Below are 25995 nucleotides of genomic sequence, written 5' to 3'. Positions count from 1 at the left end.
CAACGCCAAGGGCGAACGCCAACGCGAACGCGTTTTGTTTGTTGGTCGCTATCCATCCCCACCGTGCAGACGGATGGGGAATTCCGCGACATTTAAGTTAAAACAGTCGAAGATTTATATGAGATAATGGTGGCAAGTTCGCCTCAAGTTAAATTTGGCATTGCTTTTTGTGAAGCATCTCAATCATGCTTGATTAGATTAGCGGGTAACGATCGCCATCTTCAACAAATAGCAAATATCAACGCACAAGCGCGATCGCTGCCGGACACAGTTTCGTAATTTTACTGAAACAAGCGTATCCAATTAACTTCTTAAACGCAATCAAGCAGTGTCCGGAAGTCTGCAATATATATTGTGCGACAGCAAATCTCGTAGAAGTGATTGTCGCACAAACAGAACAGGGACGCGGGATTTTAGGTGTTGTCGATGGATTTTCCCCCAGAGGAGTAGAAAATGCCGATGAAGTCAAAGCGCGTCAGGATTTCCTACGTCAAATTGGTTACAAATTGTAATATAATCTGTAGAGACGTTCCATTGTCACGTCTGTAGAGACGTTCCATTGTCACGTCTCTACCAAGGTGACGGTTTTTTATTATTGTGAGAAAGTTAAATTTTGCGACTTTATTTTAAATAATTCTGTTCATATGCTAACCTAAGACAACTTATGAGCTTTTCTCTGCGCTCTCTGAGCCTCTGCGGTTAGTTTAATAAAATAGAATTACTCAAAGCTAATTGAAAAATGAAAGCCGACTTGATATTTTAATAAGATAATCTCATAAAAATCGCAGAAATCACGCATGGACTGGATTACCCTACTGCGATCGCTACAGTCAGATTTTATCAAAAGGTTGTCATCCGGTTGTTTGCTGCATTGTCAAACCGAAGGTCAATATAGTGAATTGACAATAATTTCTGGAGAAAGATTAAAATCATTACGAGATTTCTGCTGGTTAATGGCAGAAAAATATAAACGTACCTCACCAGTTAGAGATGTTTTTATCAACAATCTGAAAGGAAAACTGGGTGAAGAAGTAGTCAAAGAACGTTTAGCCGATTTTATCACCGAAGTAGATTATGAAAAACGATTCGGTGGTGATGGTAACATTGATTTTACCTTGAGTTGCGATCGCGCGATCGGTATCGAAGTAAAATCGCGTCACGGCAGCATTGAGAGAGTTAGATGGTCAGTTAGTTCCGAAGAAGTTGAAAAAAATGCCGTTGTCATCTGTATTTTGATTCAAGAAGAAGTCAACGAAGCGCAACCTGAATATCACCTTTTTGTCGCTGGGTTTCTTCCCACTCAGATGATTAAGCTGAAAACTGGTAGAATTTCATTTGGGATAGAGCAATTGTTATATGGTGGTGGGTTATATTGCTATTTAGAACAGTTGCAATCTGGTGAAAATTATCATTTCTCTAAGCAGCAAAAAAATCAGTTTCGACATTATATATATAGTGAAGATTTAACTCAACTTCACGTCAAACAGGGTGATGAATGCTTTAAAAAAAGAGAATACGAAGCGGCTATTAATAATTATAACGCAGTTTTGCAACTTAATCCTCATGATGCTGAAATTTATTATAAACGTGGTTTAGCTCGTTATTATTTAGTCGATGACGAGAAAGCGATCGCAGATTACAATCAAGCAATAAAAATTAATCCTAAATATGCCAAAGCTTACCATAAACTTGGTTTGGCTCGTTATGAATTAGGAGATTACGAACAAGCAATTGAAGATTACACGCAAGCAATTGAAATTAACCCTTATGATGCAGTTGCTTATAGAAATCGTGCCGATGCTCGTTTTCATATAGGAGATAATCAGGGAGCGATTGAGGATTATAATCAAGCAATTAAGATTAATCCTGATTATGTTGATAGTAATGCTCGTTCTGAATTAGAAGATTATGAGCAAGCAATTAAAATTAATCCTGATGATGCGGATGCTTATTATAACCGGGGAAATGCTCGTTTTGATTTAGGCGATCGCGCCGGAGCAATTGAAGATTATACGCAAGCAATTAAGATTAATTACAATTATGGCGATGCTTATTACAACCGTGGTAATGCTCGTTCTGATTTAGGAGATAAGCTGTTAGCAATTGAGGATTTTCAGAAAGCGACAGATTTATATTGGAAAGAAGGAAAGTTAGCAGAACACAAAGATGCGCGGGAGAGAATTTTAGAATTAGAAATAGAGGAATCTTTGGATATTTTAAACTTTTAGTTATGTAATATACGTGCATTAGTGAATCAAGATTTGGAATTGATTCAAAGTGCCTTCAATTATGTGGATCGACACGCCCAATTTTTATTTATAGTAGCTTTGGTCTAATCATTTCGGCTTCTGTCCCGCAGTAGTAATATTGCTTGTGACGTAAATCAGCGATATAAAAACCAAGCTTGCCGCCATTGATACGAAATAGCTCCACCGTTACTTGTTGCTTGGTAATTCCGTACAACTTTTCAATGTCGTTAATGTCATCAACTTGTCGATAAGTAACAAAGGGTTTTAAGGCTTTAAATAACCACCCTTGCGGCTTCTTCTCTATGATACGAATGTGGTCGGGATGAATAATACTTGTATCAGACATTGTGCTACCATTTTTATTAAGAAAGCCCCAAGCCTAACTTGGGGTGCAAGAATAAACCGGATTACGAGTCAGATTCTGACTCGTTTTCCTCGTCGGCTTGGGTTGAAGGTTCGCCAGTTATCTCCTCACTCCTTGTCTGCTTGAAAAACTTTACGACAAAGGCAAGAGCGATCGCCTTTGTGGAATGGTTAAAACGTCTATTCAATTTATGATGAAATCTGCATAAATGAGCAAAATAAACAGAGGCAGAGCCTCTAAAAAGGCATTCCCAGGCTGGAGCCTGGGAACGATAAAAAACTTAATATCCGCCTTCTTCTTCGTATTCTGGCTGTCTTTCTTTAACTTTCTTGGGAATATTTATCGGCTTTGGTGCATCATCCCAAGCGTCGCTGTCTAAATCGTCGTCGTAATCGTCGTAGTCGTCGGTGTATGGCTTGTTGTTGACCGGTTTGGCTTCGTAACTAATCGGTTTTTGATATTTGTCTTTACCCGTCGCTTCACTCCAGTTATCTTCTTCGTCGTCTTCTTCGTACTGAATTGACTCATACTGTCTGGCTTCGACAGCACGACGCACGGGGACTTCTTCTTCGATATAGTCTTCGTCCCATTCTTGCGCTACCGGTTCGGGTGTGCGAACTTTTGGCTTGGGTGGCTGCAAAGGTACTCCGCTGGGCAGTTGTTTGTCTGGTGTGACTGCGCGAGGCTGATAATCATAAGCTTCGTCTGCGTCGCGTTCCCAAGGTGCTTTGCCGATACCGAGACGTTCAAGCAAACCGACTGATAATTGATTCACCCTTTCTTCAGCACCTTCAAAGACAATCAATCTGTTAGGACCGGTGCTGACGATTTCTTCAACTGGAAATTCGTAGGTACTGAGGAATTGATCGGGAATTTGCGGTAATCCCAAAGAAGCGATGACGATTGAGTAAATTTTACCTGTTTCGCCGTTGAATTTGAAACCCCGCACTCTGCCTAATACTTCGCCGGTTTCTGTAATTACTTCCCAGTTAACCAGGTTGCTGTAAAGATCAACTTCTACATCTTCGATTACATCCTCGTTATCAACTAGGATGGCATCGCCAAATTGATTGATGCTGTTGAGGTACATGTAGCGCGGAATACCCGAAACAGAGATCAGGCTATCTCGCAAACTAAGAGCCACAACCTCTCTTTGGTCTATATCTACCCAAACTTGACTGACGATTCCTAGCCGTTTGGCGTTGTCGCGGGTGATTACCTGGGTGTTTAAAATATCAGAGCGTCTAATTATTTGTTCAGAGGTCATTCGCTTGCCGAGTCCCGATCTCGAATCCGGTTAATATATACATTATTATTAACAAAAAATCAAGCCGATGTATGGTCTGATGGCAACTTAATGCCTAAAACCTGGGTGTAAGCTCCTCGTGCTTGAGTAACGCCAATTGTGCGTTCGGCTGATTCTATCATCGGACGCCGCAAACTAACAACTATAAATTGTGCTTGTTGCGCCTCTTGCTTAATCATTTTAGCTAATCGTTCTACGTTTGCTCCATCTAGAAACATATCTACTTCATCAAAGGCGTAAAATGGTGATGGGCGGTAGCGTTGCAGGGCAAAAATAAAGCTCAACGCTGTTAAGGATTTTTCTCCCCCAGACATCGAAGCTAATCGCTGTACGGGTTTACCTTTGGGATGTGCGACTAAATTCAATCCGCTGCTAAACGGATCTTCGGGATCGTCAAGTTGCAGATAGCCGTCACCTTCAGAAAGCGTAGCAAATATTGATTGAAAGTTTTCATTCACCGCGTCAAACGCTTCTCTAAAAGCGCGTTGCCGCAATGTGGTAAAATTTTCTATCCGCAAAAGTAATTCGGTGCGTTCACCTTCTAATGTTTGTAACTTTTCTGTAAGTTCCTGAAGACGCTGTGAAGTGCGTTCGTATTCTTCCAGCGCTAGCATGTTGACTGGTTCCATCGCTTGCAGGCGTTTGGCAAGCGATCGCAATTCTTTCTGCAATTCTTCTAAGTCTACTTTATCGGGTACTTCTGGTAAAGGGCTAGGCAATTCTGGTGCTAAAATTTGCAATTGCTCTCTAACTGCGGCTAATTCCTCCCGTCGCGTTTGTTGAGTTTCTTGGAGTTTTTCCAGCTCCCATTGTAATTGTTGCTGACGCAGTAAAGCAGATCGCAATTCTTGTTCTGTGCGATCGCGTTTTTGTTTCTCTTGTCCTAAATTCGCTTCGAGTTCACTCAATTTCACGCGAGTTTCTGCTATTTGCGTGCTAATTGCTGTGATTTGTGTAGAGACGCGATATATCGCGTCTCTACATGATGTCTGTTGCGTTTGATACTCGCTTATTCGCTGTTCTCCTTCTTGGATTTTCTCTTGCAAACGCTGCTGCTGATTTTCTAAATTTTTTAATCTTTGTTCGGCTTCTCTTAACGCTGTTTCGCGTTGTTGCAATTGTTGCTCTTTAGTTTTGATCGTCGCTTGAATTTCTTGCCATTCGCTCGGAGTTTGCGAGGCTTCCAACTCAGATAACGCTTGTCGCAATTGTTGCAGTTGATGTTCTTGCCCAGGTAATTCCCGATCTAAGATTTCCAAACGGGTTTGAGCAACGCTTAACTTTTGGCTGTTTTGCGAAAGCTGCGATCGCATACCTTCTAATTGCGTCGTCAAAGTTTTTATTTCTTTTTGTAACTGCTCTAATTGCAGTTGTTGTTCTCTTTTCGCTTGACGTGCCTCTGTCACCTCTTGCGAAAGTCTTTTACTCCTAGCTGAGAGAGTATTTATCGCTTCACCACAACGTTCTAAAACGCGCTCAATTTCATTTAAGCGATTTTTCAAAGCAATGACTTCATCAGATTCCGCAGCTTCCACCGTACCAAATCGTAAAGCCGATCGCTGCGTGTTACTTCCCCCAGTCATCGCACCGCTAGTTTCCAACAATTCGCCTTGTAAGGTGACGATGCGGTATAATCCTAACTGCTTGCGTGCTTGCTCAATCGAGTCAAACACGACCGTATTACCAAAAACGTAATTGAATATATCGCGATAACGGCGATCGCATTCCACTAAATTCACCGCATAATCGACGAACCCATTCGCATAACGCAGCGTTGCATCTTGAACATATTTAGATGCATGAATTTTATTTAACGGTAAAAAAGTCGCTCTTCCCGCACGCTTTTGTTTTAACAGTTCAATTCCCGCTGCGGCGATGCTATCATCTTCTACCACAATATGTCCCAAACGTCCACCAGCACAAATTTCCAAAGCGAGTTGATAGCGCGGTTCCACTTTTCCTAACTGTACAACTAACCCGCACACTCCCGGCATTCCCGATTGTAAAATAACTTTACTTGCTTGAGTTCCTTGTACTTCTTGCTGTGCAGCAACTTGCGCTTCTAACTTATCTAAAGAACGTTGTTTTTCACGTTGTTCAGAAAGTAACCGCTTTTGCGTTTCTTGTTGAATTTGTAATTCTTGATCTGTCGCAGTTAAAGTTTGCGCTAAATTTTGAATCGGTTCGCTCGAAGCATTAAATTCTGTTTCCAGTCGCGTACATTCAGCTTGCTTTTCTGCTAATAGAGGTTCATCACGTTCAATTAACAGAGTTTGTTCTTGAATTAATTCTTGTAATTGATTATTGCGTTCTCTAAGTTGCGCTTGTTCAGTGCGTTGCGGTTCCAAAGTTTGCAGCAAAGTCTCAATTTGACGGTTTAACGCAGTTTGTTGCTGTACCCAAGCTTCACTAGCAGAAGCAATCTCCGCAGCAGCTTCACGAGAATTTTCTAAACATTGCCGCGCTTCATCTCTTTCTTGCTGTAGTGACGCAATTAATTGCGTCCCCTGATTTTGCTCCCCTGCGAATTCCCCCAAAGAAACTTGATATTGTTGAATTTCTTGCGTTTGTTGTTCCAGACGTTTTGCCGTTTCTTCAAAAGCAGCTTCTAACTCACTTTGCTGACGTTGAAGTTGCTTTCTTTCAGCTTCTTGAGTCGCCAAAGTAGATTGTACCGCTAAAACTTCCTCTTCTCCCAACGCCTTGACAAGTCGATTAAGTTCATCTAATTCAACAGTTTTTTGAGCGATTTGAGAAGCAAGCGTTGTTAATTGAGATGAGATTTCTGTGGAAGTGCGATCGCCTGCTTGAATTTGATTCGCTAACCTTTCCTGTTGTGCTTGCAGAGTACGCCATGATAACACAGCTTCCCAAGATTGCTTTTCCAGAAATTCTGTGCGAAGCTTTTGATATTTTTCCGCTTTCGCACGATCTTGAGAAAGGCGATCGCGTTGTGCAGTTAACTCCGTCTCAACAATTCGACAACTATCTTCTTTATCCTTAACTTCGTCTAAAGTACCTTTAGCTTGATTAATCTTGCGATCAAACGACGCTACCCCAGCCAATTCATCAATAATTTCCCGTCGCTCTCGCGCATTCATCGAGATAATGCTGGTAACATCGCCTTGCAGCACCACATTATAACCTTCAGGATAAATCCGCAGGTCATTTAATTGCTCATGTAACTCCGTTAGCGTACAAGCTTCACCATTAATGTAGTAATTCGACGTATAAGTACCTTGGTGAGTAACCCTTAACCTGCGCGTCACACTCCAATCTTTTGGGGAGTGGGGAGTAGGGAGTGGGGGAGTGGGGGAGTGGGGGAGTGGGGGAGTGGGGGAGTGGGGAATTGCTTGTTCTTCTTCTCCATCTTCCTCACTTTGCGATGCGTCTTTGCGTGAGAAATCCTCATCCCCTAAATCAAACGTCACCGTCACGCTAGCTTCAACAGTAGAACGTCCTTTACCCGTTTGAGTGTTATTTACCAAATCCGGAAGGCGATCGGCTCGCATTCCCTTAGAACTCGCAAGTCCGAGGCAAAATAGCAGCGCGTCTAGGATATTAGACTTTCCGGAGCCATTTGGACCAGAAATGACAGTAAACTCCGGCAGTAAAGGGACAGAAGTAGTACCGCCGAAGGATTTAAAATTGGTAAGTTCAACGCGCTTGATATGCACCATAAGGCGCTATCTGTCTTGTGCTAACAAGCTACAAGTCTATCAATTAAATCAAGATTCGCAACATTTTGCTAGGGTAAATTAAGAATTATTGCATTGCAGCGGCTTTTTTCTGGGAGGGAGAGGGGGAGAGGGGGAGAAAGTTTGAGGCAATCGCATTGTATCCGGTGACAATCGCATTGTATCCGGTGACAATCGCATTGTATCCGGTGACAATCGCATTGTATCGGGAAACAATCGAATTGTATCGGGAAACAATCGCATTGTATCGGGAAACAATCGCATTGTATCGGGAAACAATCGCATTGTATCGGGAAACAATCGCATTGTATCCGGTGACAATCGCATTGTATCGGGAAACAATCGCATTGTATCCGGTGACAATCGCATTGTATCCGGTGACAATCGCATTGCACTCTTGAGTGCAAAATTTAATTCGCGATCGTATTCATGAAATGCTGTACTAAGCAACTGAAAAGGACTTGATTGCTAATGGCGTTACGCAGAGTAACTTTCCGACTATACTGGCTAAAAATCTATAATTCACGTCTGCTTCTATCCAAGCCTGGTTGTAAAATTACATTTAATATGAGAGGAAATTAAGCAATGACTACAACTTTAGACGCTAGAAATCTCAGCTTAAAACAAGTTCGGCAGCTTTTCAAATTTGAACAGCAACTCAATAACTCATTTACATCATTACTATCTCTGGAATCTCTGACAGAGTTTGAACAACAAGAACTGTTGCAAATCCAGAATATCTTTCAGGAATACTACTCAGAAGGTAAAATATCCGAAGGGCAAATAAAGTTTCTTTTTCTGGCTCCGTTGATGAAGTTAGCAGGCTTTTATCATCCGAGGATTAAAATAACTTTAGAAGAAAATATTGCTGACATATCCGTTGAAGATGAAGATACAATCGTCAAAGGACGAATGGATATTTTGGCAGTCAATAAGACTCAAGGGAAAACGACGACTACACCATTTTGGATATTGGTGATTGAAGCGAAAAATAGTAGCCTTAATGCCTTTGATGGTTTACCCCAATTGCTTACTTATGCTTATAAAGGCATAGAACAACAAACATCAGTTTGGGGATTAACTACTAACGGAATGGATTATCAGTTTGTCTACATCCAGCAAGGAAATCCACCAATTTATCAATTACTGCCAAAACTAGATATTACTCGTGTGGAATCTTCGATTGAACTACTGCAAGTTTTGAAAGCAATTTGCAAGCTATACAATATTAGTTGTAATTAACGCTAAAGCGAAGACAGCGTTTACTACAAACCGATTAAATTTGTAGTTCGTAAATAGCGATCGCTTCATCTTTACCTTTCACCTTGACTGCATTATCTATTAATCTCAACGCGAAGAATTCGGGGTATTCTAAACTACTTACCACCGATTCTGTTATTAAAATTCCACACTTATACTGCTTAGTTAGTCCTTCAATGCGCGAAGCGATATTTACTGCATCACCCACCACCGTAGAATCAATGCGACAAGCAAAACCGACTGTGCCCATGACTACTTCGCCGCGATGAATGCCAATTCCGACAACGATTTTTGGTAAACTGTTTTGCGATCGCCCTTGGCGCTGCGAAGCAGTTCGCTCATAATTAAACTTTGATAGCGCTGACTGCATCAATATCGCTGCTTTAAGTGCCCCATCTGTAGCTTCATCATCAAACAGTGCCATTATCGCATCACCAATATACTTATCAATAAAGCCGCCGGCTTCATCTATTGCTTTTCCCATACAAGCCAGGTAATCATTTAAAAACGCAAAGGTTTCTAATGGTGTCATCACCTCAGACATCGAAGTGTAACCGCGAATATCGCAAAACAAAATCGTCATGTTGCGCTTTACAGCTACACCTACGTGAATATTTTCGATTCCCTCTGGAGCGATCGCGCTGATAAACTTATTTGGTACGAATCTTTCAAAAGATTCTAACGTTCTTCGCAACTTACTAAACGATCCTTGCAATGCAGCCGTCATTTCATTAAATGATGCCGCCAAGATACCAATTTCATCTACACTGTGTATTTGAGCGCGATGTTGCAAATCCCCAGCGGCAATCTTGATTGCACTCATCTGCAATTCAAGTATCGGCTTACTCAAACGCCTTGCAAGAATATACGCAGACAGCAAACCAATCCCAAGTCCTACAGCGCCTACCATCAGCGCTTGATTTACCGCATAAGCAACAACGCGATCCACCTGTCGTAAGGAAATACCGAACCGCAGCGTGCCAATCTTTTTACCTGTTAGCATCTGGATATCCGAAGCTACTTCCATCACGCGTTCGCCTTTTTTCGCCCGCATCATGCCCAAAAACTGAATATCCCGCAGAACAAATGTATCTACAATACTAGACTTTCCCGATACATTTAATGCAGTATTTGTCACTTCTAAAGGGACAATATCGGGAATATACTGTCCTTGGAAATCTCCGGGGGATGCACCGACAATCTGATTGTCCATTCGCGCATCAGATACCAGAATATATACAAAGTCTTCGTTTTCCTTCATCAGCAAATCTAAATTTAGGCGGATTTGACTCCAGTTTTTTTCTGCCAGATGATTGCTAAACAAAGTAGTACTTAATACCTTAGAAAATAACTTGGCTTCATTCAGCTTTTCCTGACGGTAAAGGTGACTCTCAGTTTTTGCCCAAACCGAAACTACTGACCCTACAAGGGCGATACTTAATAGTGTTGCCCCAGCCATAATCCGGGTGCGAATCGAGCGAAAGGCAAAAAATTTCATTGTGCTGTAGTTAATTGTTCTACAAACTTTACCCAGCGCGTTTGGTTGGTTTTGGATGGACACTGAGAACTAAAAGCAAGCGTCACCGGACCACCCATTCTCGCGGGAATTAACTGGCGGTCATTCCCCCATCTTGTCGCCAAAATTACATCGCAATCGCGCACTTCACTACTACTCAACTGAACTAAGTTAGCTGCATCGTCGTCAAATCGCGCTTTACCACGAATCTTAACTTTACCCTGTTGAGGTAGCTTTTCACCCACCAATTTGAGGACATCGCGCAGACGTACTCCATGTAGTTTAACTTTGCCACTCGACCAGCCTAACCTATAGCCGACAGTTTGATTAATGGTGACTTGGGGTAGTTTGTCCAATGCGGCTAAGTTGAGTTCGCGTTTATTTACACGCACTCGCGCTTTTTCGGTACCGACTATCATATGGCTGACGTAAAATGCCCAGTTTGTTTCGTTATACTTTTGCCGGAGTAGGGGATACTGAGCAAAAGGAAACACTAAGTAAATTGGTCCGCCTTCATCGCGCTTAATTGGTTTGTTATTTTTAGCGATCGCCAAAATAATTGGGTATGCTTGTAAATCCTGCAATAGTATTGTTGTATGATACGAGTCAAAGCAGACAAAAGTCACATCCGAAACATCGCTTGCAACACCGAACTGTTTTATAAGTGTAGCGACTTTAATTCCACGAAAATCAAAAACCTGATTCGGCTGCACGATATTAGTTGGATCTGGTGTCTTCACTTGTTCGGTTGCTAATACCTGTAGTTGTTGCCAATTTAATTCCACAGATTTTCCCGTCGCTGTTTCACCTTGGATTTCAAGATTCCACTGACTCGGCTTTTCTTTGTTGGCATTAGCTGCCACAATTTGAGCATTGCGATCGCTTGCTTCAATACGCCATGCTTTTAATTGAGCATCCGTTGGATTGGTTTTACAACCCCCCAAGCAAACAAACAACGTCGTCAAAATTAATTTTTCTAAATCTCGATTCAAGCGCATTGACTCGATACTTTTTTACAGGTTTACAGCCTAGCATCGTATTACTGTTTTAAACCGCAATCGCAATTCGTCTAGGTTCATTTCTCGCAAAACCCCCGCAAAATCCCCGCAGACACCGAAGCCTGGGGCTAAACGCCGCACCCAGCGCACAAGAGTGTCGGTTACTTCGGGATATTATTTAGAGTGCCTAAGTTTAGAGAACGTACAACTATCTAAAATCAGAAAATTTTACACAGGAAAGAAACTGATGTTTTATACAAGCGAAGATGGTGACACCTTAGAGAAGATAGCGGAAAAATTTTATGGCCATCGCCGTTATTGGCAGATAATTTACGAAGCGAATCAGGATGCGATCGTACTGAAAAGAGGAATGGTGCTTTTTATTCCGTGCGATTTAGATGCGTGAATTTGATCGGGAATGTTCTGTGCGATCGCGATCGTAAAAACAAAACAAAACAAATAGCATCTGCATAGAGGTAGAATATTCAGATATATTAAACCTTGGTATGACGAGTATGCATTCGTTATTGAAAGTTGACATTTCCCAATTAAGTGTAGCCGAGCGCATACAACTTGCCCAGGATTTATGGGATAGCATCCTCACCACACCTGCGTCGGTTCGTGTCAGTGAAGCTCAACAGCAAGAATTAGACCGACGTTTAGAAGAATACTACCAAAACCCAATGCAGGGTTCAAGCTGGGAACAAATCAAGCAAAGACTGGGTTTTTCATAATGAACTATAAATTACTGATTAGTCCAGAGGCAGAACTTGATATCGAAGAGGCTTTTGAGTGGTACGAAGAACACAATCCCGGATTGGGTTTTGAGTTTATACGTGCAGTTGATAGTTGTCTAGCTTCTGTGGGACGCAATCTTTCAGGTTATCCTTTGGTACATCGCGATCTGCGACGCGCTTTGATTCGTCGATTTACCTACGGAATTTTTTACCTAATTGAAGAAGATAAAATTGTGATTACTGCCTGTTTTCACATTAAACGCGATCCGCAACAATGGCAACGCCGAAATGATTGACCCAAATAATTCATGCGGACATAATTCATGCGGACATAAGGAAATTGGGTTTCAATCCTGAGCTAAATTTTTAATGAGCTAAAACAATTGCGTAGTGGGTACAAGCCCCTACTGATTGAAATTATGTCCGCATGAATTACTAATTATGAATTGCCGCTACGCGGCTTGACAATTCATGCGGACATAATTTAAAATTTATAATTTTGTTTCAAATGGAGATTTAAACACTTGATGTAACAAAACTGTTTAACGTGTACGAGCGTGCCTAGCCTGCGGCAACGGCAAAGCAGTACGTGGTTCGTCCCGTCCGTGAAAAAGTGCGTAAGTCCTATTCGGAAAAAAGGGCGGGAATTACACCTTGATATTTTCATAGGCGTAATTGCGGAATGACTTTAACCAATTTTGTAGTAAAATACAGACTATCAGTAGCGCTACTAGTAGCGCATCAGCCGTGAAATACCAAACCCGGACAAAATATATCAGCGTTGTCGCAATTGTTGCCTTGGTATTACCTGCCGGCTGCTCTATCAAGATGCCAGCAGATGTTCCCACAATGATGCTGATGCAAGCGAAATCTAGCCAAAGCAACTATACCAAGTATATGCTACAGGGTTATAATGCCACAAAGCAAAGAAATTACCAGGCTGCTTTAAATTATTTCCAACAGGCATTACAGGCAAGACCGAGGGATACATATGCAACGATCGCTATTCGCAATATTAAAAGTTATATCGAACGCGATCGCCGACTCGGTAGCAAATCAAGACGCAATATTTTATATATACCCGCTAACTTTGACTTCGGGCAACCCGGACGATTGATCCCCGGAGGAACGCGGGCGCAAAAACTACCAGACAATCCAACAGTAATCGGTTTGGGTAATAATCAACAATCTGGCGATCGAGTAGACGAGTCCCGTGCTGCCGTCAATAGAACACAGAGGAGTGGAAGTATAACATTTAGTCCTCCACCAAGATTAGGCATACCAGGTAGACGAATATCAGCAGGAACTAGGAGAGGAAATTCCTGCACATCTAGCAATCAACCAATTATTGCTCTTGCACCCTTAGAAAGTCCTCAAATAACAACTTTCTCTTATCCTCAATTATTTTTCTACGTTCCCCAAACTAATGCTCAAGCACTAGAACTAGTTATACAAGATGAAAACCAAGAGGTAATTAATAAAGCAACTTTTAAAACTCCAGCGAAATCAGGAATTGTCAGCGTAGTACCTGCTAATTCAACTCCAGAACTGAAGGTTGGCAAAATCTATCGTTGGTTTTTCTCAGCGGTGTGCGATCAAAAAGAGCGCAGCCGAGACTTAGTTGTACAAGGCGAAATAGTTCGACTAGCACCGGATGCAAAATTGCAAAAAGATTTAGCGTCTTCAAATTTGCGCGAGCGTGCTAATATCTATGCAGCGTCTGGCTCTTTCACCGATGCCCTGACTTTTCTAGCACAGTTAAGACACCAACGTCCTAATGATGCCGAATTAAAAACTGACTGGCAAGACTTGCTGCGATCGGTAGATTTACAGGAAATTAGCAACGCACCATTATTAGAATGTTGCAAATTGCAGTAATTTCCGAAATTTTCTCCCAGAAGCTGTAGTATTATTTCAAGTCTTACTTTCATTGTTAAAAGCTTTTTGGAAGTGAGCTATCCGGTGCTATTCTCCATAGGAGATCGACAAAACGCTGAACTTCACATCTGTTGTAGATAAATGGGCGTTGTTAAATTAAGGTATGAATCTGGATTAGAGACGTAGCAATGCTAGCTCTCTTGTAATTTTAGTATTACCTAAAATCCTGCATCATACTATCTATGTCAAACTGCATAAGTTCATGCGTGCTACACCCAATAAGAATATAGAAGAAAAGCTCATTTATGCTTAACTTCTGTTCTGCAAATCAACTAAGGTTCCATGCACACAATCAAATTTTTGTCAATAAGTTGCAGTTGTAGTTGTGGTAAATAACAACATTACTACACAAAGCCCTCTTTATTTGGCGAAAGTATTGTCACGTGCTTTGATCATGACTGTTTTTTGTATATTCAGAGAAAGCTAAAACAGATGATTAGTCAAGTTGAAGAAAAAAAAATGCATCTCGTCAGGTGGTTGTTGGCAATTGGCTGGCTGACGTTAATATTTTCTTTATTTTACGATCCAATTTCCCACTTGATCACAAACCCTAGTAATACAATTAGCCCTTTTCATGTCAATCCAGAGAAGTGTATCAAATTTCAAGCAGTATGTCTAAAGCAAGAGACATACTATATGGGGGCACGCATATTTTGGGCAATGGTTCTGCCGGTAGGAATCATCATTTTGGTGCTGTTTGGTCATGAATTTTGGCGGCGAATTTGTCCGTTATCTTTCTTCTCGCAAATTCCGAGATCGCTGGGAATTCAACGCAAGCGCAAATTGGTAAGTCCAGATACTGGTAGCGTTCGTTACGAATTGGTAGGGGTAGAAAAAGAGTCTTGGCTGGGTCGCAATTACCTATTCATGCAAATTGGTCTATTTTACTTGGGCTTGAATATCCGCCTGCTTTTTGTGAATAGCGATCGCACCGCAATGGCGATTTTCTTGCTATTTACCATCATCTCAGCCATTAGTGTAGGCTTTCTCTTTAAAGGGAAAAGCTGGTGTCAGTACTTTTGCCCAATGGCACCTGTACAAATGTTTTACACAGGTCCACGGGGCTTGTTAGGAAGCGACGCTCACGACAAGCCGCCCCAAAGCATCACCCAGTCAACTTGTAGGACTGTTGATAGTTCTGGCAAAGAGAAAAGTGCTTGTGTTAGTTGTCAATCTCCTTGTATCGATATTGACTCAGAGCGCTCATACTGGGAAGGAATCAGCAAACCAGACCAAAAGCTACTTTTCTACAGTTACTTTGGTCTAATGTTCGGATTTTATTTCTTCTACTTTCTGTACGCCGGTAGCTGGGACTACTACTACTCTGGTATATGGACTCGTGAAAAAGCGCAATTAAGCACGCTCTTCGATCCAGGGTTTTACATTTTTAATCAAGCAATTCCGATTCCCAAATTAATAGCAGCACCTTTGACTTTAGCAGTTTGTGCGATCTGCAGTTATTTTATCTGTCAGTTTCTAGAAAATGCTTATAGAGCTTATCTGAAACGCAAAAACAAATACCTGAATGAAGAACAAGTACTGCATGCCACTTTTGTCTTGTGTGTATTTATCTCCTTTAACGCCTTCTTTCTCTTTGGTGGTCGCCCAAATCTTAGATTACTGCCATATTGGGGAATCATCACATTCAACGCATTTGTCGTCCTAATCAGCAGCCTATGGCTGTATCGCACCTGGGGGCGAAGCGCAGAGCGTTATTCTCGCGAAAGTCTGGCAAGTAATTTGCGTCGCCAACTCAACAAGCTAGCCGTAGATTGGTCAAAGCTACTTGAAGGACGTTCGCTGCAAGATTTAATTCCCGATGAAGTCTACGTTCTTGCCAAAGTACTACCTAGTTTTAAGCGTGCAGATCGAGTGCAAGTTTATAAAGGAGTTTTGCGCGAAGCTTTAGAAGAAGGAAAAGTAAGTTCCGCAGGAAGTTTGGAAGTTCTCAAAGATATGCGCAAAGAACTCAACGTCACCGATGAAGAACATTACGCCGTCTTAGCAGAACTGGGAATTGAAGATTATACCCTACTCGATCCCCAAAAACAACGCAGTCGAGAAAGTCGATTGCGAATCGAAGGCTATCGACGTGCATCGGAGTTGCTAATTCAAGAACTGCTAGAAAATGGTACACCTTTGCTTGAAGCGATCGAGCGCAGGCAAAAGCAAATCATGGCATTGAGACAAGAGTATGCCATTACAGCAGACGAACACGAACAAGTCTTCGCAGAAATGTTTCATCAAGACGGTCCACTTTTACAAAAAGCCGAAGTTTTATTGACTCAACTGCAAGATTTAGCCGTGCATGGTCAAATGCTGTACAACTCAGTGCCAAACCCGCACGCACCCGTTTATGTCTTGCTGCGAGAAGCCGTACAAGAAAAGAAAAAACTGATTACCACCCAGTTATTCCGTATATTAGAATTGCTGGGAGACTCACCACAAGCTCTCGATATTGCTAGTTCAATAGCTGTATTGGCAGCAAATGTCATCGAAGAAATTCTCCAATCTAACGATGACCAGTCAAGATGGCAAAAGCGTTTGAGTGCAAGAGTCATCTCTTCATTACGACAACAGGATCAGCTAACTCAGCCTGTATCGATGTCAACACAAGCTGGTGTCACCACCAATTACTCAGAGCAACAAACACAATCTTATTCTTTTAACTCTGCCCCTACTCACTTAGGTGATAATCGCACACATCGTCTAGAGGCAATTAATGATGTTTTGCTTGCACTTTTACAAGACGTAGATCCTCTAGTACAAGCTGCCTGTCTTTATGCCCTGCATCAGTCTAATCCTTCTGTTGCCTTTGCAGAAGCTCGCCAACTGCTAGATGCCAAGCAAAATAAAGATTGGCTCGTGCAAGAAACAGCACAAATAATTCTCGGTCAAACTCACCAAGCAAATGGGTCTGCTAATGTACCAACTTTAGTTGCTCAAGTCAGAGCAACCGGACGCACAGAAAAGCGGATTTTCCAGCAGTCAACAATTCAAGTTGGACGGGGACACGAAAACGATATCGTTATTCCCGATAACCGTGTTTCGCGAGAGCACGCTATATTCTATGTCGATGAAAAAGGAGTCAGCGTTAAAGATTTAGGAAGCAGCAACGGTCTACGCATTGGTAAAGAACACATTCACGACCAGCAAAAACAACTGAAATCTGGAGATTTGGTTCGTTTTAGCAGTGGAGATGATTTAGTTATCCACATCCAATGGGAAATGCGACCTTTGCAGCTTAATACAATCACCGAATCTGTAGGAACTTTAGAAAAGCTGTTATGGCTTTATGACAGCAGCTTCTTCCAAGATATCAAGGCAAATGCTTTGATTGAACTGGCACGTAATAGCGAAGTACGCATTTATCATCCTCAACAAGAAATCTGCAAAGAGGGAAGACCTGCCCAAGAACTGATAGTTTTAATTGATGGCGAAGCAAAAGTACTTCCCAGCAATACAGGTGAAGGTATGATTATCTCGTCTGGGCAAACTATTGGTGAACTAGAAGTGTTGACCCATAGCCAATATGCAGCAACAATTGTTGCAGGTGAAGTCAGAATTCGGACTTTAGCTATCAAAGCAAAAGATTTCGAGGCAGTACTTTCACAAGACCCATTACTGACAACGAATGTCTTAAAAATGGTCAGTGTTCGCCTTCAGCAAAGTTTAGGGCAAATAGCTGCCGTTACCCAAATTTAATTTCATTTGTGGTTGCGTTGTTGAGCGCAACCACAAATAAAATGATTATCATAAAATGGGTGCTAGGAATGAGAAAATTAATTTGTCATAAGAAAAATTTATTGCTCATGTTGATACACAAGAAAAAACAAATCACGCATAATTGTAGAGACATTCGGTTTGGAACGTCTCTATAACAATGGTTGCAGCATTTTTATTAGAGTTAATCAGCGCTGACAAGTCTATTAACTGTTAATTAAGATAATGAACTGACTTTTTTGATAAACTATCAATAAAATCAGTTCATTATTTGTACTGTTTTTCCGTAATTGTCTTTAGTTAGACTGTAGATACTTCTTGGCAAGGTTAAGGAAATAGCTGTAAAAGGTAATAGAGATTGTAATATCAATTCGCGATTGGGGTTATTGCACAATTTAACTAACATTCTTGGAGGAAAATAGGCGTGATTAAAATCAAAGTAATAGATCCGAAAAAGCCAGAACAACTGCAAGAAGTAGATTTAGACTTAGAGACAAAACTCAATCAGGAATGTTATATTGGGCGCTTGTTGAACTGTGATTTAGTTTTAGACGGCACCGAAGTCAGCCGGATGCATGGGAAAATTTCTCAAAAAAATGAAAATTATTATTATGCTGACCTTGCTAGCAGCTGTGGTTCGCGGCTTAATGGCGAAAACGCCCAAATTAATCAAGATTATCTTCTCAAAGCTAACGACTTAATTCAAGTCGGTAGATATTTTTTGATGATTGTACAAATTAGTTCACTCTTAACAAGTTCCAACGTAGACACGATAGTAGATTTACCACAGGTAGAAAAAACAAGCCGCCAATCAAACAATCAAGAAATAGCTAACCGACTTGCTCCATCGGCAAAAGTTGAGACGAAACCAGTAGAAGCATCATTTGTCGCTCCTGTCGTCGTCCCTCCCCAAGAATATATGCCAGTGGCGATGTTAGAACCTGCCGACCTTCAGCGCTGGACGAAAGGAGATTTAACAGTCCGCTGCATCGGTGTTATCGATGAAACACATGATGTGAGAACCTTTCGCTTCGTGGCAGATCCTCCAGTGTTGTTCAGTTACAAACCAGGTCAGTTTGTCACCCTTGATTTAGAAATCAATGGCGAAGAGATATCGCGTTCCTATTCCGTTTCCTCAACTCCCTCACGTCCCCACACCTTAGAAATTACCGTTAAACGTGTCCCCGCTCCTGCTGGTTGTCAACCCGATACACCAAAAGGTCTAGTTTCTAACTGGTTGCACGACAACGTAACACCGGGTAGTATTATCAAGCTCAATGGACCTTTGGGTAAGTTTACCTGCTTCGCCAACCCATCGCAAAAACTTTTGCTAATATCTGCGGGTAGTGGGATCACACCGATGATGTCTATGTCTCGGTGGTTATGTGATACCGGCGCTAATTGCGATATTATCTTTTTTCACTGCGCTCGCAGCCCCCGTGATATCATTTATCGGCATGAACTAGAGATGATGTCTGCGAGGTATGCGAATTTTCATCTAGCAGTCTCTACAACTCGCAATGAACCGGGTCATAGCTGGTTAAGTTTAACTGGCAGACTCGATCCAGCTATGTTGCAAGTTGTTGCGCCAGATTATCGCGATCGCACTGTTTATGTATGTGGACCAGATACCTTCATGGAAAGCACCAAACAAATGCTCGAAAGTATCAGCTTCCCCATGCAAAACTACTATGAAGAAAGCTTTGGACCTCCAAAGAAAAAACCCAAATCTGTTGAGCCTAAACAACAAACGAACGCTAGCAGCACACCTGAAAACGTTACCCCCGCTGTTGGCTTGATTGATATGATGAGGAATTGGTCTACACAGTCACATCCAGAATCAAATGTCAGTAGTAATCGTGTTCCCGCTACTGCATCAGTCGCTACACCAACTCCCACCTTGCCCAAGTCAACCTCGTCCGGGAAAACTGCTGTAGTTTTCTCTAAGTCAGGCAAAGAAGTCGATTGTGATGGCGAAGAACCCATCCTGAATTTAGCTGACCAGGAAGGAGTGAAAATTCGCAGTAGTTGCCGTGCTGGAGTTTGTGGTAGCTGCAAGAAACGCAAGCTACAAGGAGAAGTCAGGTTAGAAGGTGAACCCGAAGGTTTGGAAGAAAGCGAACTTCAAGAAGGTTATATTCTCACTTGCATTTCTTACCCGATTGGCAAAGTTGTAATTGATGCGTAGATTTTTAGGGGAATGGGAAATGGGACAATGCGATCGTGCGATCTTTGCGAGCGTGCCCAATGTGTAATTCAATTAGTCAAATCTTAGAAAACAACTTTTTTACAAGCAAGGATTTATGAACTGCTATAAATTTTTGGTGGGAGCAATTGTCGTAATTGTCTCTGGTATTTTTCTTGTTATCAATAGCGATAAATCTCGGTCAGAACTTCGACCTGATGGAAATATTACTATCAAGGTCAGCGGCGGTTTATTGTTGATGTTTGGCATTTTAGTTTTGATTGGCAGTTTCATCGGCTTGTCATCTGGTTGTCAACCACAAAGCATACTATGAAAAAGAGGGGAAAAGGAGAGGCAGTGCGTTGCGTATTTTCCACTCGGCAGCTTTTGGGGGGAAGCTTCCCCCCAAAACGTGCCGCCCCGTTGTAGCACCTGCCGTGAAAGGAAAAGGGGGAAAGGGGTTTTTCGGGAATTTACTTTATGCGTAAGTCGCGATAAATTGCGCTCTCGAATTTGCAATGCGGAAAATTTCACTTTCAAGCCGGAAACTTTTTCCCCTGTTTCTCTTCGCGTCAACGAGAAATGAATTGGGAAGCCTACACGCTCACCGCAAAGGAGCGTGTAGGTAGTTCACCAAAACGTCTCTTGTGACGGTAGGTATGTTTTTATTACAGTTAATAAGCGCCCAAAGGTATTATATTAATAAAAACACCAATCATATCATAAATTTGTCTTTTTGATTTTTAATTGCTTATGCTTACCAACTTGAGAAATGTGCTGACACAGCCCGTAGTTGTGATTAGTTTAATTACAGGTGTGTTGCTGGTCGGAGTTCAACGGTTGGGAGTGTTAGAGCCTGTAGAACTGAAAGCTTTCGACCAGATGATGCAAAAACGTCCTCCTCTAAGTCCAGACTCGCGTTTGTTGATTGTGGGATTTAGCGGAGACGATATTCAAAAATTAAACCAGGGATCGCCGACTGGGGAAACTTTAGACACAGTATTGACCAAACTAGAGCGCTATCAACCAAAAGTCATCGGTTTAGATTTCTTTCGCGATCGCCCAGTTGAACCCGGTCATCAGAAGCTGTTAACACGCATAAAAAATAGTTCGCGCATTGTACCTATCTGTACAGTGGGTGCAAATAATGGTGAATCTGTACCACCACCGATAGGTGTAGAACCTCAACACGCAGGATTCGCTGATATCCCAGAAGACGGAGATGGGTTGATTCGGCGAAATTTACTAGTGGTTACACCCGACGCTAAGTCAAATTGTAAAACTCCAGCTTCTTTTGGATTTCAATTGGCGCTTCAATACTTAAATATTCAACCAAAGTTCACTTCTGAGGGAATGCAATTAGGGAAAACGTTGTTTAAACGCTTAGAAGCTGACTCAGGTGGTTATCAAAATATAGATGCTAGTGGCTTTCAAATACTGCTCAACTACCGATCGCAGAGTAACGTCGCTCAACAAGTTAGTATATCAGATGTGCTAGGCGATCGCATCCAACCGAGTTTAGTAAGAAACCGTATTATCTTAATTGGCTCGACTGCACCAAGTTCCCAAGATATTCGTAATACACCTTATAGTAATGGCAAGCGGGACGATTCTGGCAGAATGCCTGGAGTGACAATTCATGCACACATGATCAGCGAGATTCTCGATGCTGCTTCAGGAGCGCGACCTCTATTTTGGTTTTTACCTGAATGGGGTGAAATTCTCTGGATATGGGGATGGACTTTCGCCGGTGGTATACTCGGATGGCGCATTCAACATCCACTCCGCTTGGGACTCTTGAGTGCCGCTGCCTTAATAGTACTGTTATTTAGCGGTTTTCTTATCTTTATTCAGGCAGGGTGGATACCTTTAGCATCCCCAGCGTTAGGCTTTATTATAGCAACAGTGGGCGTTCTGGGTTATACCTCATTTCAAAACAAGCAAGAAAAAGAAAAAATAGCACTTCAGATTAAAGAGCAAGATGAAAACATTTCCCTATTGCAAGCACTTTTAAGAGAAGGAGGAAATTCCACAACCCAGATACCGACGGGGTTTTATGATGGCTCACAACCAGAAAGACTATTAAACAACCGCTACAAAGTCACCGAACTGCTTGGTTCTGGGGGATTTAGTTATACTTATTTAGCTGAAGATACTCATCGACCGGGCAAGCCTATGTGTGTAGTTAAGCACTTGCAACCTGCTCGTACTGATGAAGTATTTTTAGATATTGCCAGACGTCTATTTAAAACTGAAGCTGAAATTTTAGATATTTTGGGTCATCACGATCAGATTCCCCAGTTGATGGCTTATTTTGAAGAGTCTCAGGAATTCTATTTAGTACAAGAGTATATTAAAGGACAAACTCTCCAAGAAGAATTGACCCCGAAAAAGTCGATTCCAGAAGCTGAAGTTGTAAGTAACCTTAAAGACCTTTTGCGAATACTGAAGTTTGTTCATGCTCGTGGTGTTATCCATCGAGACATCAAACCTAGCAACTTAATTAGACGGCAAGAAGATAAAAGAATCGTTTTAATTGACTTTGGTGCAGTTAAACAAATTCAGCCTCAGATGCAAGCAGAAAACGCCACAGTAGCGGTGGGTACTGCGGGTTATGCACCTCCCGAACAGTTTATGGGACATCCCAGATTAAACAGCGATATCTACGCTGTTGGAATGATTGGCATTCAAGCTTTAACTGGAACACTTGCTAAAAATCTCGAACGAGAATCGACAACAGCACTTGCTTGGCGACATCTTGCTGAGAATACTTCTCAAAAGTTGGCTGATATTTTAGACAAAATGGTAGCTTTTGACTTTCAAAGGCGATATCAGTCGGTAGAAGAAGTTTTACAAAGTTTAGATGATTTGTAAATTTAGGGCAATGGGCAATGGGCAATGGGCAATGGGAATTGGGCGATGGGCAATGGGCAATGGGCAATGGGAATAAAAAGAAGTTTCCGAATTTCCATGCCCGATGCCCACTTGGACGATGCCCCCTGCCCCATGCCCCATTCCCCATTTCCTTTACAACCAATTACCTACCAAAACATAGGGCGCCCAGTAGTAGGGATGCTCATACTGAGGATTTGTCAACAGGCTAACTTGAGCTTTCCTAATCGCTTGTGCTTTAGTGATATTAGGTTGCTTTAATTGAGTGTAAAATTCACGCATGACGATCGAAGTTCCTTCGTCATCTACACTCCAAAGTGATGCTAATGTACTACGCGCTCCAGAGCGGACAGCAACTCCGGCAATTCCTAAGGCAGCTTTTTTGTCTCCAGCTGCTGTAGAGCAAGCACTGAGAACAAGTAACTCGATCGCACCCCGCTGGTTGGTTTCTCTGCTTTGGAGTAAACTATTCAAATCTTTAACGTTGATGACTCGATTGCCATAAGTCAAAATAAACGTATCTTCTGCTTTAGAACTAAATTGACCATGAGTTGCTAAGTGAATTACAGGCACACTTAACGACTGCACGGCATCTTCAATGGCATCTTTGTTAAATTGCTTATTCAACAGCACGCGAGTATTGGCAACTTTTGACTTGATGGCATCAAGTTCAACTTGAACATTCGGTAACGCTGGAAAATCTTGACTGGCTTCGGTTAGTCCACCGGCAATAATTCGCAGATTTGTACGTGCGATCGGTATGGGGTTTAATAGTTCTAAACCTGGTGTGAGAGCAACGTTATATTTCTCGATTAGATATTGCTTACCATCATATAACGCACCCATAGGTATATTTCCCAATGGAGCATCTAAGACAAATACTAAGTTTTCGACTTTGCGATTTGTTAACTCAGATGCTATGGGGGCAATTATCCAGTTGTATACTTTTTGCGATAGAAGCTTGAACTCATTAGTAGAGCGAGTTTCTAATTTTTGCCGCAGTTGATCGACTGTATAATCAACTTCCTGTTTGCCTAGAGCGATTGTGCGATGAATGAAAGTCTGCTTGGTTTGGTTAGAAAAGTCAGGTACGGAAACGATAACTTCTAGGCGATCGCGCAAAATCACTGGATAAATCACTGCTGCTTTTTGATCCACTTTGTCAATCTGGACGGGTTGCGCGTTAATACAAGCTAAACGAAAGTAGTTATCTAATTCAGCTAATCGCAGTGACTCAATTACATCTCTGGCTGACTTGAGATTGTCTTGACTGGGTTCTTTAGATTCTAATAACAAGCTGACAAGTTGGCGAAAGACTGGTTCGACTCCCTGTCCAAAAGAAAATTGCACATCCGGATTGATGGCAACTAAATCACGACGTATGGACTTGAGGTTGTCTACAGCTTTAGTATATGCAGCGATCGCTCCAATACGATCGCGATCTTTTTTGGCACTCAATATTCGTCCTAACTGCCATTGCCAACGATACCCTATATCTGGTGCTGAAATACTTTCAGCTATTGTCAAAGCTTGCTGAGTTTGTGTTTGAGCGATCGCTAACTGGTTAGTTTGTTCGTATATTCCTCCCAGAGTACCTAAAGCATAAGCTTCAGCACGCTTGTCTTGTAAATTTTTGGCTTGATCTACTGCTGTTTTTGCTATCTGAGCAATCTCAAGCCATTCCGGAGTCTCCGATGCTTGAGCTATGATAATTGGCGTAGCCTTGCTTTTTTCACTGATTTGTGCTTCATTTTCTTCGATATCCGCACTCAGACAAGGTAAATTTGTTGCCGTTGCCCTTGGAACTGTTTTCAGTTTCAGACAAGCCAGACTTTGGGTCAGGTTAATCCTCGCATAAATAATCTTGCGACTAGGCGCTAAGGTGGCAAGCTGAGATTGAATTTGCCTCCAGGAAACTTGGTCAGGAATTGGTTTGTTTGTTTGTATCGATAAGCGCAGTTGATTTAGTTGTGCTTGCAGTCGCGTTGTGGGTGAGACAGCAGTCGCAGCAGCTTTTTGGTAATACTGTAATGCTAGAGTTGTATAATATTCCTTATTTTTCGCAGTACTGGATAGCGGTTGCGTTGTATCTTCTTCGTTATCAGTATTATTTCGCAGCGCTTGAGCAGTGTTTCCTAAATTTAGCTGAATTTCTGCCACCAGTTCTGGAGAATTCAGTTTTTGGGCTACTGTCAAACTTTGTTCTAAAGCTTGTAGCGAACCGGTTCGGCTGAATTGCATTGTCTTTGAATTTTCTTCTAATCTTTGCAATATAGCTTGCCCAGTCCCAAGGCTATTTATGCTAGTAGTTTCTCTGCTAATATCTAAAGCTCCCACGACTCGTAAAGCATTACCCAAGCTCAATAATCCATTTGCTTTGAGCAGAGAGTCGGGTTGTTGTTGCAGCTGTTGATTTACCTGGTCTAGAGTAATCAAAGCGCGTCGATAAAGTCCCAAAGTTTGCAATGCCTGAGTCTGGTTAATTTGGCTACCAATTTTTCCCGCACTATCCTTATTTCTACTGTAAAGAGCAGTTGCTTGTTCCCAACTGGCAAGAGCGGAGTTTGATTGTCCTTGAGCTAATTGAATCTGACCTTGAGTATTAAATGCTTGGGCGCGTACTGATAAATATTCTTGAGAGTTTCTTTCATTTTTTGAGAGTAGCAGTAAATTTTCGGCGATCGCTTTACTTGCCTGGGGTAAATCACCTTGTTGCTGATACGCTAATGCGAGATAATTTAACGCTAAAGCTTGATTTAAAACATCGCCCTGACTTTTAAAAGCTTGAACTGCCTGTTGTAAAATTTCCACAGCTGGGGAAAACTGTTCTGTTTGATAAAATTTCAACCCTTGCTGCAACAATTGTTTAGCATTACCAGACTGCTGATTTTGTTGACTAATCTCGATCTTCATCTCAGACTTAGAAGCAGCATCAGCAGTTAAAGCAAACGTGCTACTAACGACTGCTATTTGAGCAAAAGCGAGAATAATGACTTTAGACATAAATTATATTAAACTAACCTAAAATAGTTCCAAGTTACATAGTCAAATATAGTTAGACATATATAAAATTGGCTTTAAGCAACTCGACTTTTAGCATAATCACGCTTGAATAGTGGAGTTAAACGC

19 protein-coding genes and 1 pseudogene are annotated in these 25995 nt (G+C 41.7%); 11 read left to right on the top strand and 9 right to left on the bottom strand.

Annotation, left to right across the window (positions count from 1 at the left end):
* Positions 1 to 96: 96 nt before the first annotated feature.
* Both AABK37_RS29145 and AABK37_RS29140 read left to right on the top strand, forming a co-directional pair.
* Positions 97 to 512: pseudogene (locus AABK37_RS29145) on the top strand (adenosine-specific kinase); the annotation flags it as partial.
* Between the two features lie 285 nt (positions 513 to 797).
* Positions 798 to 2228, top strand: a complete 1431-nt coding sequence (locus AABK37_RS29140) for a tetratricopeptide repeat protein (protein WP_432554982.1) — start codon at positions 798 to 800, stop codon at positions 2226 to 2228.
* Between the two features lie 88 nt (positions 2229 to 2316).
* Here the strand turns inward: AABK37_RS29140 and AABK37_RS29135 are convergent, their stop codons facing one another.
* The 5 genes from AABK37_RS29135 to AABK37_RS29115 form a co-directional block, all read right to left on the bottom strand.
* A complete protein-coding gene (locus tag AABK37_RS29135) occupies positions 2317 to 2595 on the bottom strand; it encodes a hypothetical protein (RefSeq protein ID WP_432554981.1) in 279 nt (92 codons plus the stop codon).
* Between the two features lie 61 nt (positions 2596 to 2656).
* Positions 2657 to 2800, bottom strand: a complete 144-nt coding sequence (locus tag AABK37_RS29130; protein ID WP_432554980.1) for a hypothetical protein — start codon at positions 2798 to 2800, stop codon at positions 2657 to 2659.
* A 93-nt stretch (positions 2801 to 2893) separates the two neighbouring features.
* Positions 2894 to 3880, bottom strand: a complete 987-nt coding sequence (locus AABK37_RS29125; RefSeq protein WP_432554979.1) for a PRC-barrel domain-containing protein — start codon at positions 3878 to 3880, stop codon at positions 2894 to 2896.
* A 59-nt stretch (positions 3881 to 3939) separates the two neighbouring features.
* A complete protein-coding gene (gene smc, locus AABK37_RS29120; protein WP_432554978.1) occupies positions 3940 to 7599 on the bottom strand; it encodes a chromosome segregation protein SMC in 3660 nt (1219 codons plus the stop codon).
* Between the two features lie 78 nt (positions 7600 to 7677).
* Positions 7678 to 8067 (bottom strand): hypothetical protein, encoded by a 390-nt coding sequence (locus tag AABK37_RS29115; protein ID WP_432554977.1) that lies wholly within the window; start codon positions 8065 to 8067, stop codon positions 7678 to 7680.
* A 135-nt stretch (positions 8068 to 8202) separates the two neighbouring features.
* On the opposite strand from AABK37_RS29115, the gene AABK37_RS29110 reads away from it, so the two are divergent.
* Positions 8203 to 8859, top strand: coding sequence for a restriction endonuclease subunit R (locus tag AABK37_RS29110; protein ID WP_432554976.1), 657 nt, complete (start codon positions 8203 to 8205; stop codon positions 8857 to 8859).
* 34 nt (positions 8860 to 8893) lie between these two features.
* On the opposite strand, the gene AABK37_RS29105 is transcribed toward AABK37_RS29110, so the two are convergent.
* Both AABK37_RS29105 and AABK37_RS29100 read right to left on the bottom strand, forming a co-directional pair.
* The gene (locus tag AABK37_RS29105) at positions 8894 to 10375 is read right to left on the bottom strand and encodes an adenylate/guanylate cyclase domain-containing protein (protein ID WP_432554975.1); all 1482 of its coding nucleotides are present in this window, start codon (positions 10373 to 10375) and stop codon (positions 8894 to 8896) included.
* Positions 10372 to 11391: a molybdopterin-dependent oxidoreductase gene (locus tag AABK37_RS29100; protein ID WP_432554974.1), complete on the bottom strand. Its 1020-nt coding sequence runs from the start codon at positions 11389 to 11391 to the stop codon at positions 10372 to 10374. Before AABK37_RS29100 ends, AABK37_RS29105 begins: the two co-directional genes overlap by 4 nt.
* Before the next feature lie 247 nt (positions 11392 to 11638).
* Between AABK37_RS29100 and AABK37_RS29095 the strand changes: the two genes are divergently transcribed.
* The 8 genes from AABK37_RS29095 (at position 11639) to AABK37_RS29060 (ending at position 22848) form a co-directional block, all read left to right on the top strand.
* Positions 11639 to 11797, top strand: coding sequence for a LysM peptidoglycan-binding domain-containing protein (locus AABK37_RS29095; RefSeq protein WP_432554973.1), 159 nt, complete (start codon positions 11639 to 11641; stop codon positions 11795 to 11797).
* A 109-nt stretch (positions 11798 to 11906) separates the two neighbouring features.
* Positions 11907 to 12125: an addiction module protein gene (locus tag AABK37_RS29090; protein ID WP_432554972.1), complete on the top strand. Its 219-nt coding sequence runs from the start codon at positions 11907 to 11909 to the stop codon at positions 12123 to 12125.
* Positions 12125 to 12424: a type II toxin-antitoxin system RelE/ParE family toxin gene (locus AABK37_RS29085; protein ID WP_432554971.1), complete on the top strand. Its 300-nt coding sequence runs from the start codon at positions 12125 to 12127 to the stop codon at positions 12422 to 12424. Before AABK37_RS29090 ends, AABK37_RS29085 begins: the two co-directional genes overlap by 1 nt.
* A 451-nt stretch (positions 12425 to 12875) precedes the next feature.
* Positions 12876 to 14006, top strand: a complete 1131-nt coding sequence (locus tag AABK37_RS29080; RefSeq protein ID WP_432554970.1) for a DUF928 domain-containing protein — start codon at positions 12876 to 12878, stop codon at positions 14004 to 14006.
* 492 nt (positions 14007 to 14498) lie between these two features.
* Complete coding sequence (locus AABK37_RS29075; protein WP_432554969.1) at positions 14499 to 17771, top strand: FHA domain-containing protein; 3273 nt, start codon at positions 14499 to 14501, stop codon at positions 17769 to 17771.
* Positions 17772 to 18213: 442 nt separating this feature from the next.
* Positions 18214 to 19977 carry an FAD-binding oxidoreductase gene (locus AABK37_RS29070; RefSeq protein WP_432554968.1) on the top strand — a complete coding sequence of 588 codons (1764 nt, stop codon included), beginning with the start codon at positions 18214 to 18216 and terminating at the stop codon, positions 19975 to 19977.
* 115 nt (positions 19978 to 20092) lie between these two features.
* Positions 20093 to 20308 (top strand): hypothetical protein, encoded by a 216-nt coding sequence (locus AABK37_RS29065; RefSeq protein WP_432554967.1) that lies wholly within the window; start codon positions 20093 to 20095, stop codon positions 20306 to 20308.
* Positions 20309 to 20727: 419 nt separating this feature from the next.
* The gene (locus tag AABK37_RS29060; RefSeq protein ID WP_432554966.1) at positions 20728 to 22848 is read left to right on the top strand and encodes a CHASE2 domain-containing protein; all 2121 of its coding nucleotides are present in this window, start codon (positions 20728 to 20730) and stop codon (positions 22846 to 22848) included.
* Here AABK37_RS29060 and AABK37_RS29055 read toward each other — a convergent pair.
* Positions 22834 to 22989 carry a hypothetical protein gene (locus tag AABK37_RS29055; RefSeq protein ID WP_432554965.1) on the bottom strand — a complete coding sequence of 52 codons (156 nt, stop codon included), beginning with the start codon at positions 22987 to 22989 and terminating at the stop codon, positions 22834 to 22836. The two genes, AABK37_RS29060 and AABK37_RS29055, sit on opposite strands and share 15 nt — an antisense overlap.
* Positions 22990 to 23001: 12 nt before the next feature.
* The gene (locus AABK37_RS29050; protein WP_432554964.1) at positions 23002 to 25869 is read right to left on the bottom strand and encodes a CHAT domain-containing protein; all 2868 of its coding nucleotides are present in this window, start codon (positions 25867 to 25869) and stop codon (positions 23002 to 23004) included.
* Positions 25870 to 25995 lie beyond the last annotated feature (126 nt).

It is taken from the genome of Tolypothrix sp. VBCCA 56010 (assembly GCF_050875635.1).
Lineage (GTDB): Bacteria > Cyanobacteriota > Cyanobacteriia > Cyanobacteriales > Nostocaceae > Hassallia.
Note: the sequence above shows the minus strand (reverse complement) of the source record. Positions and strands in the feature narration are given on the sequence as shown.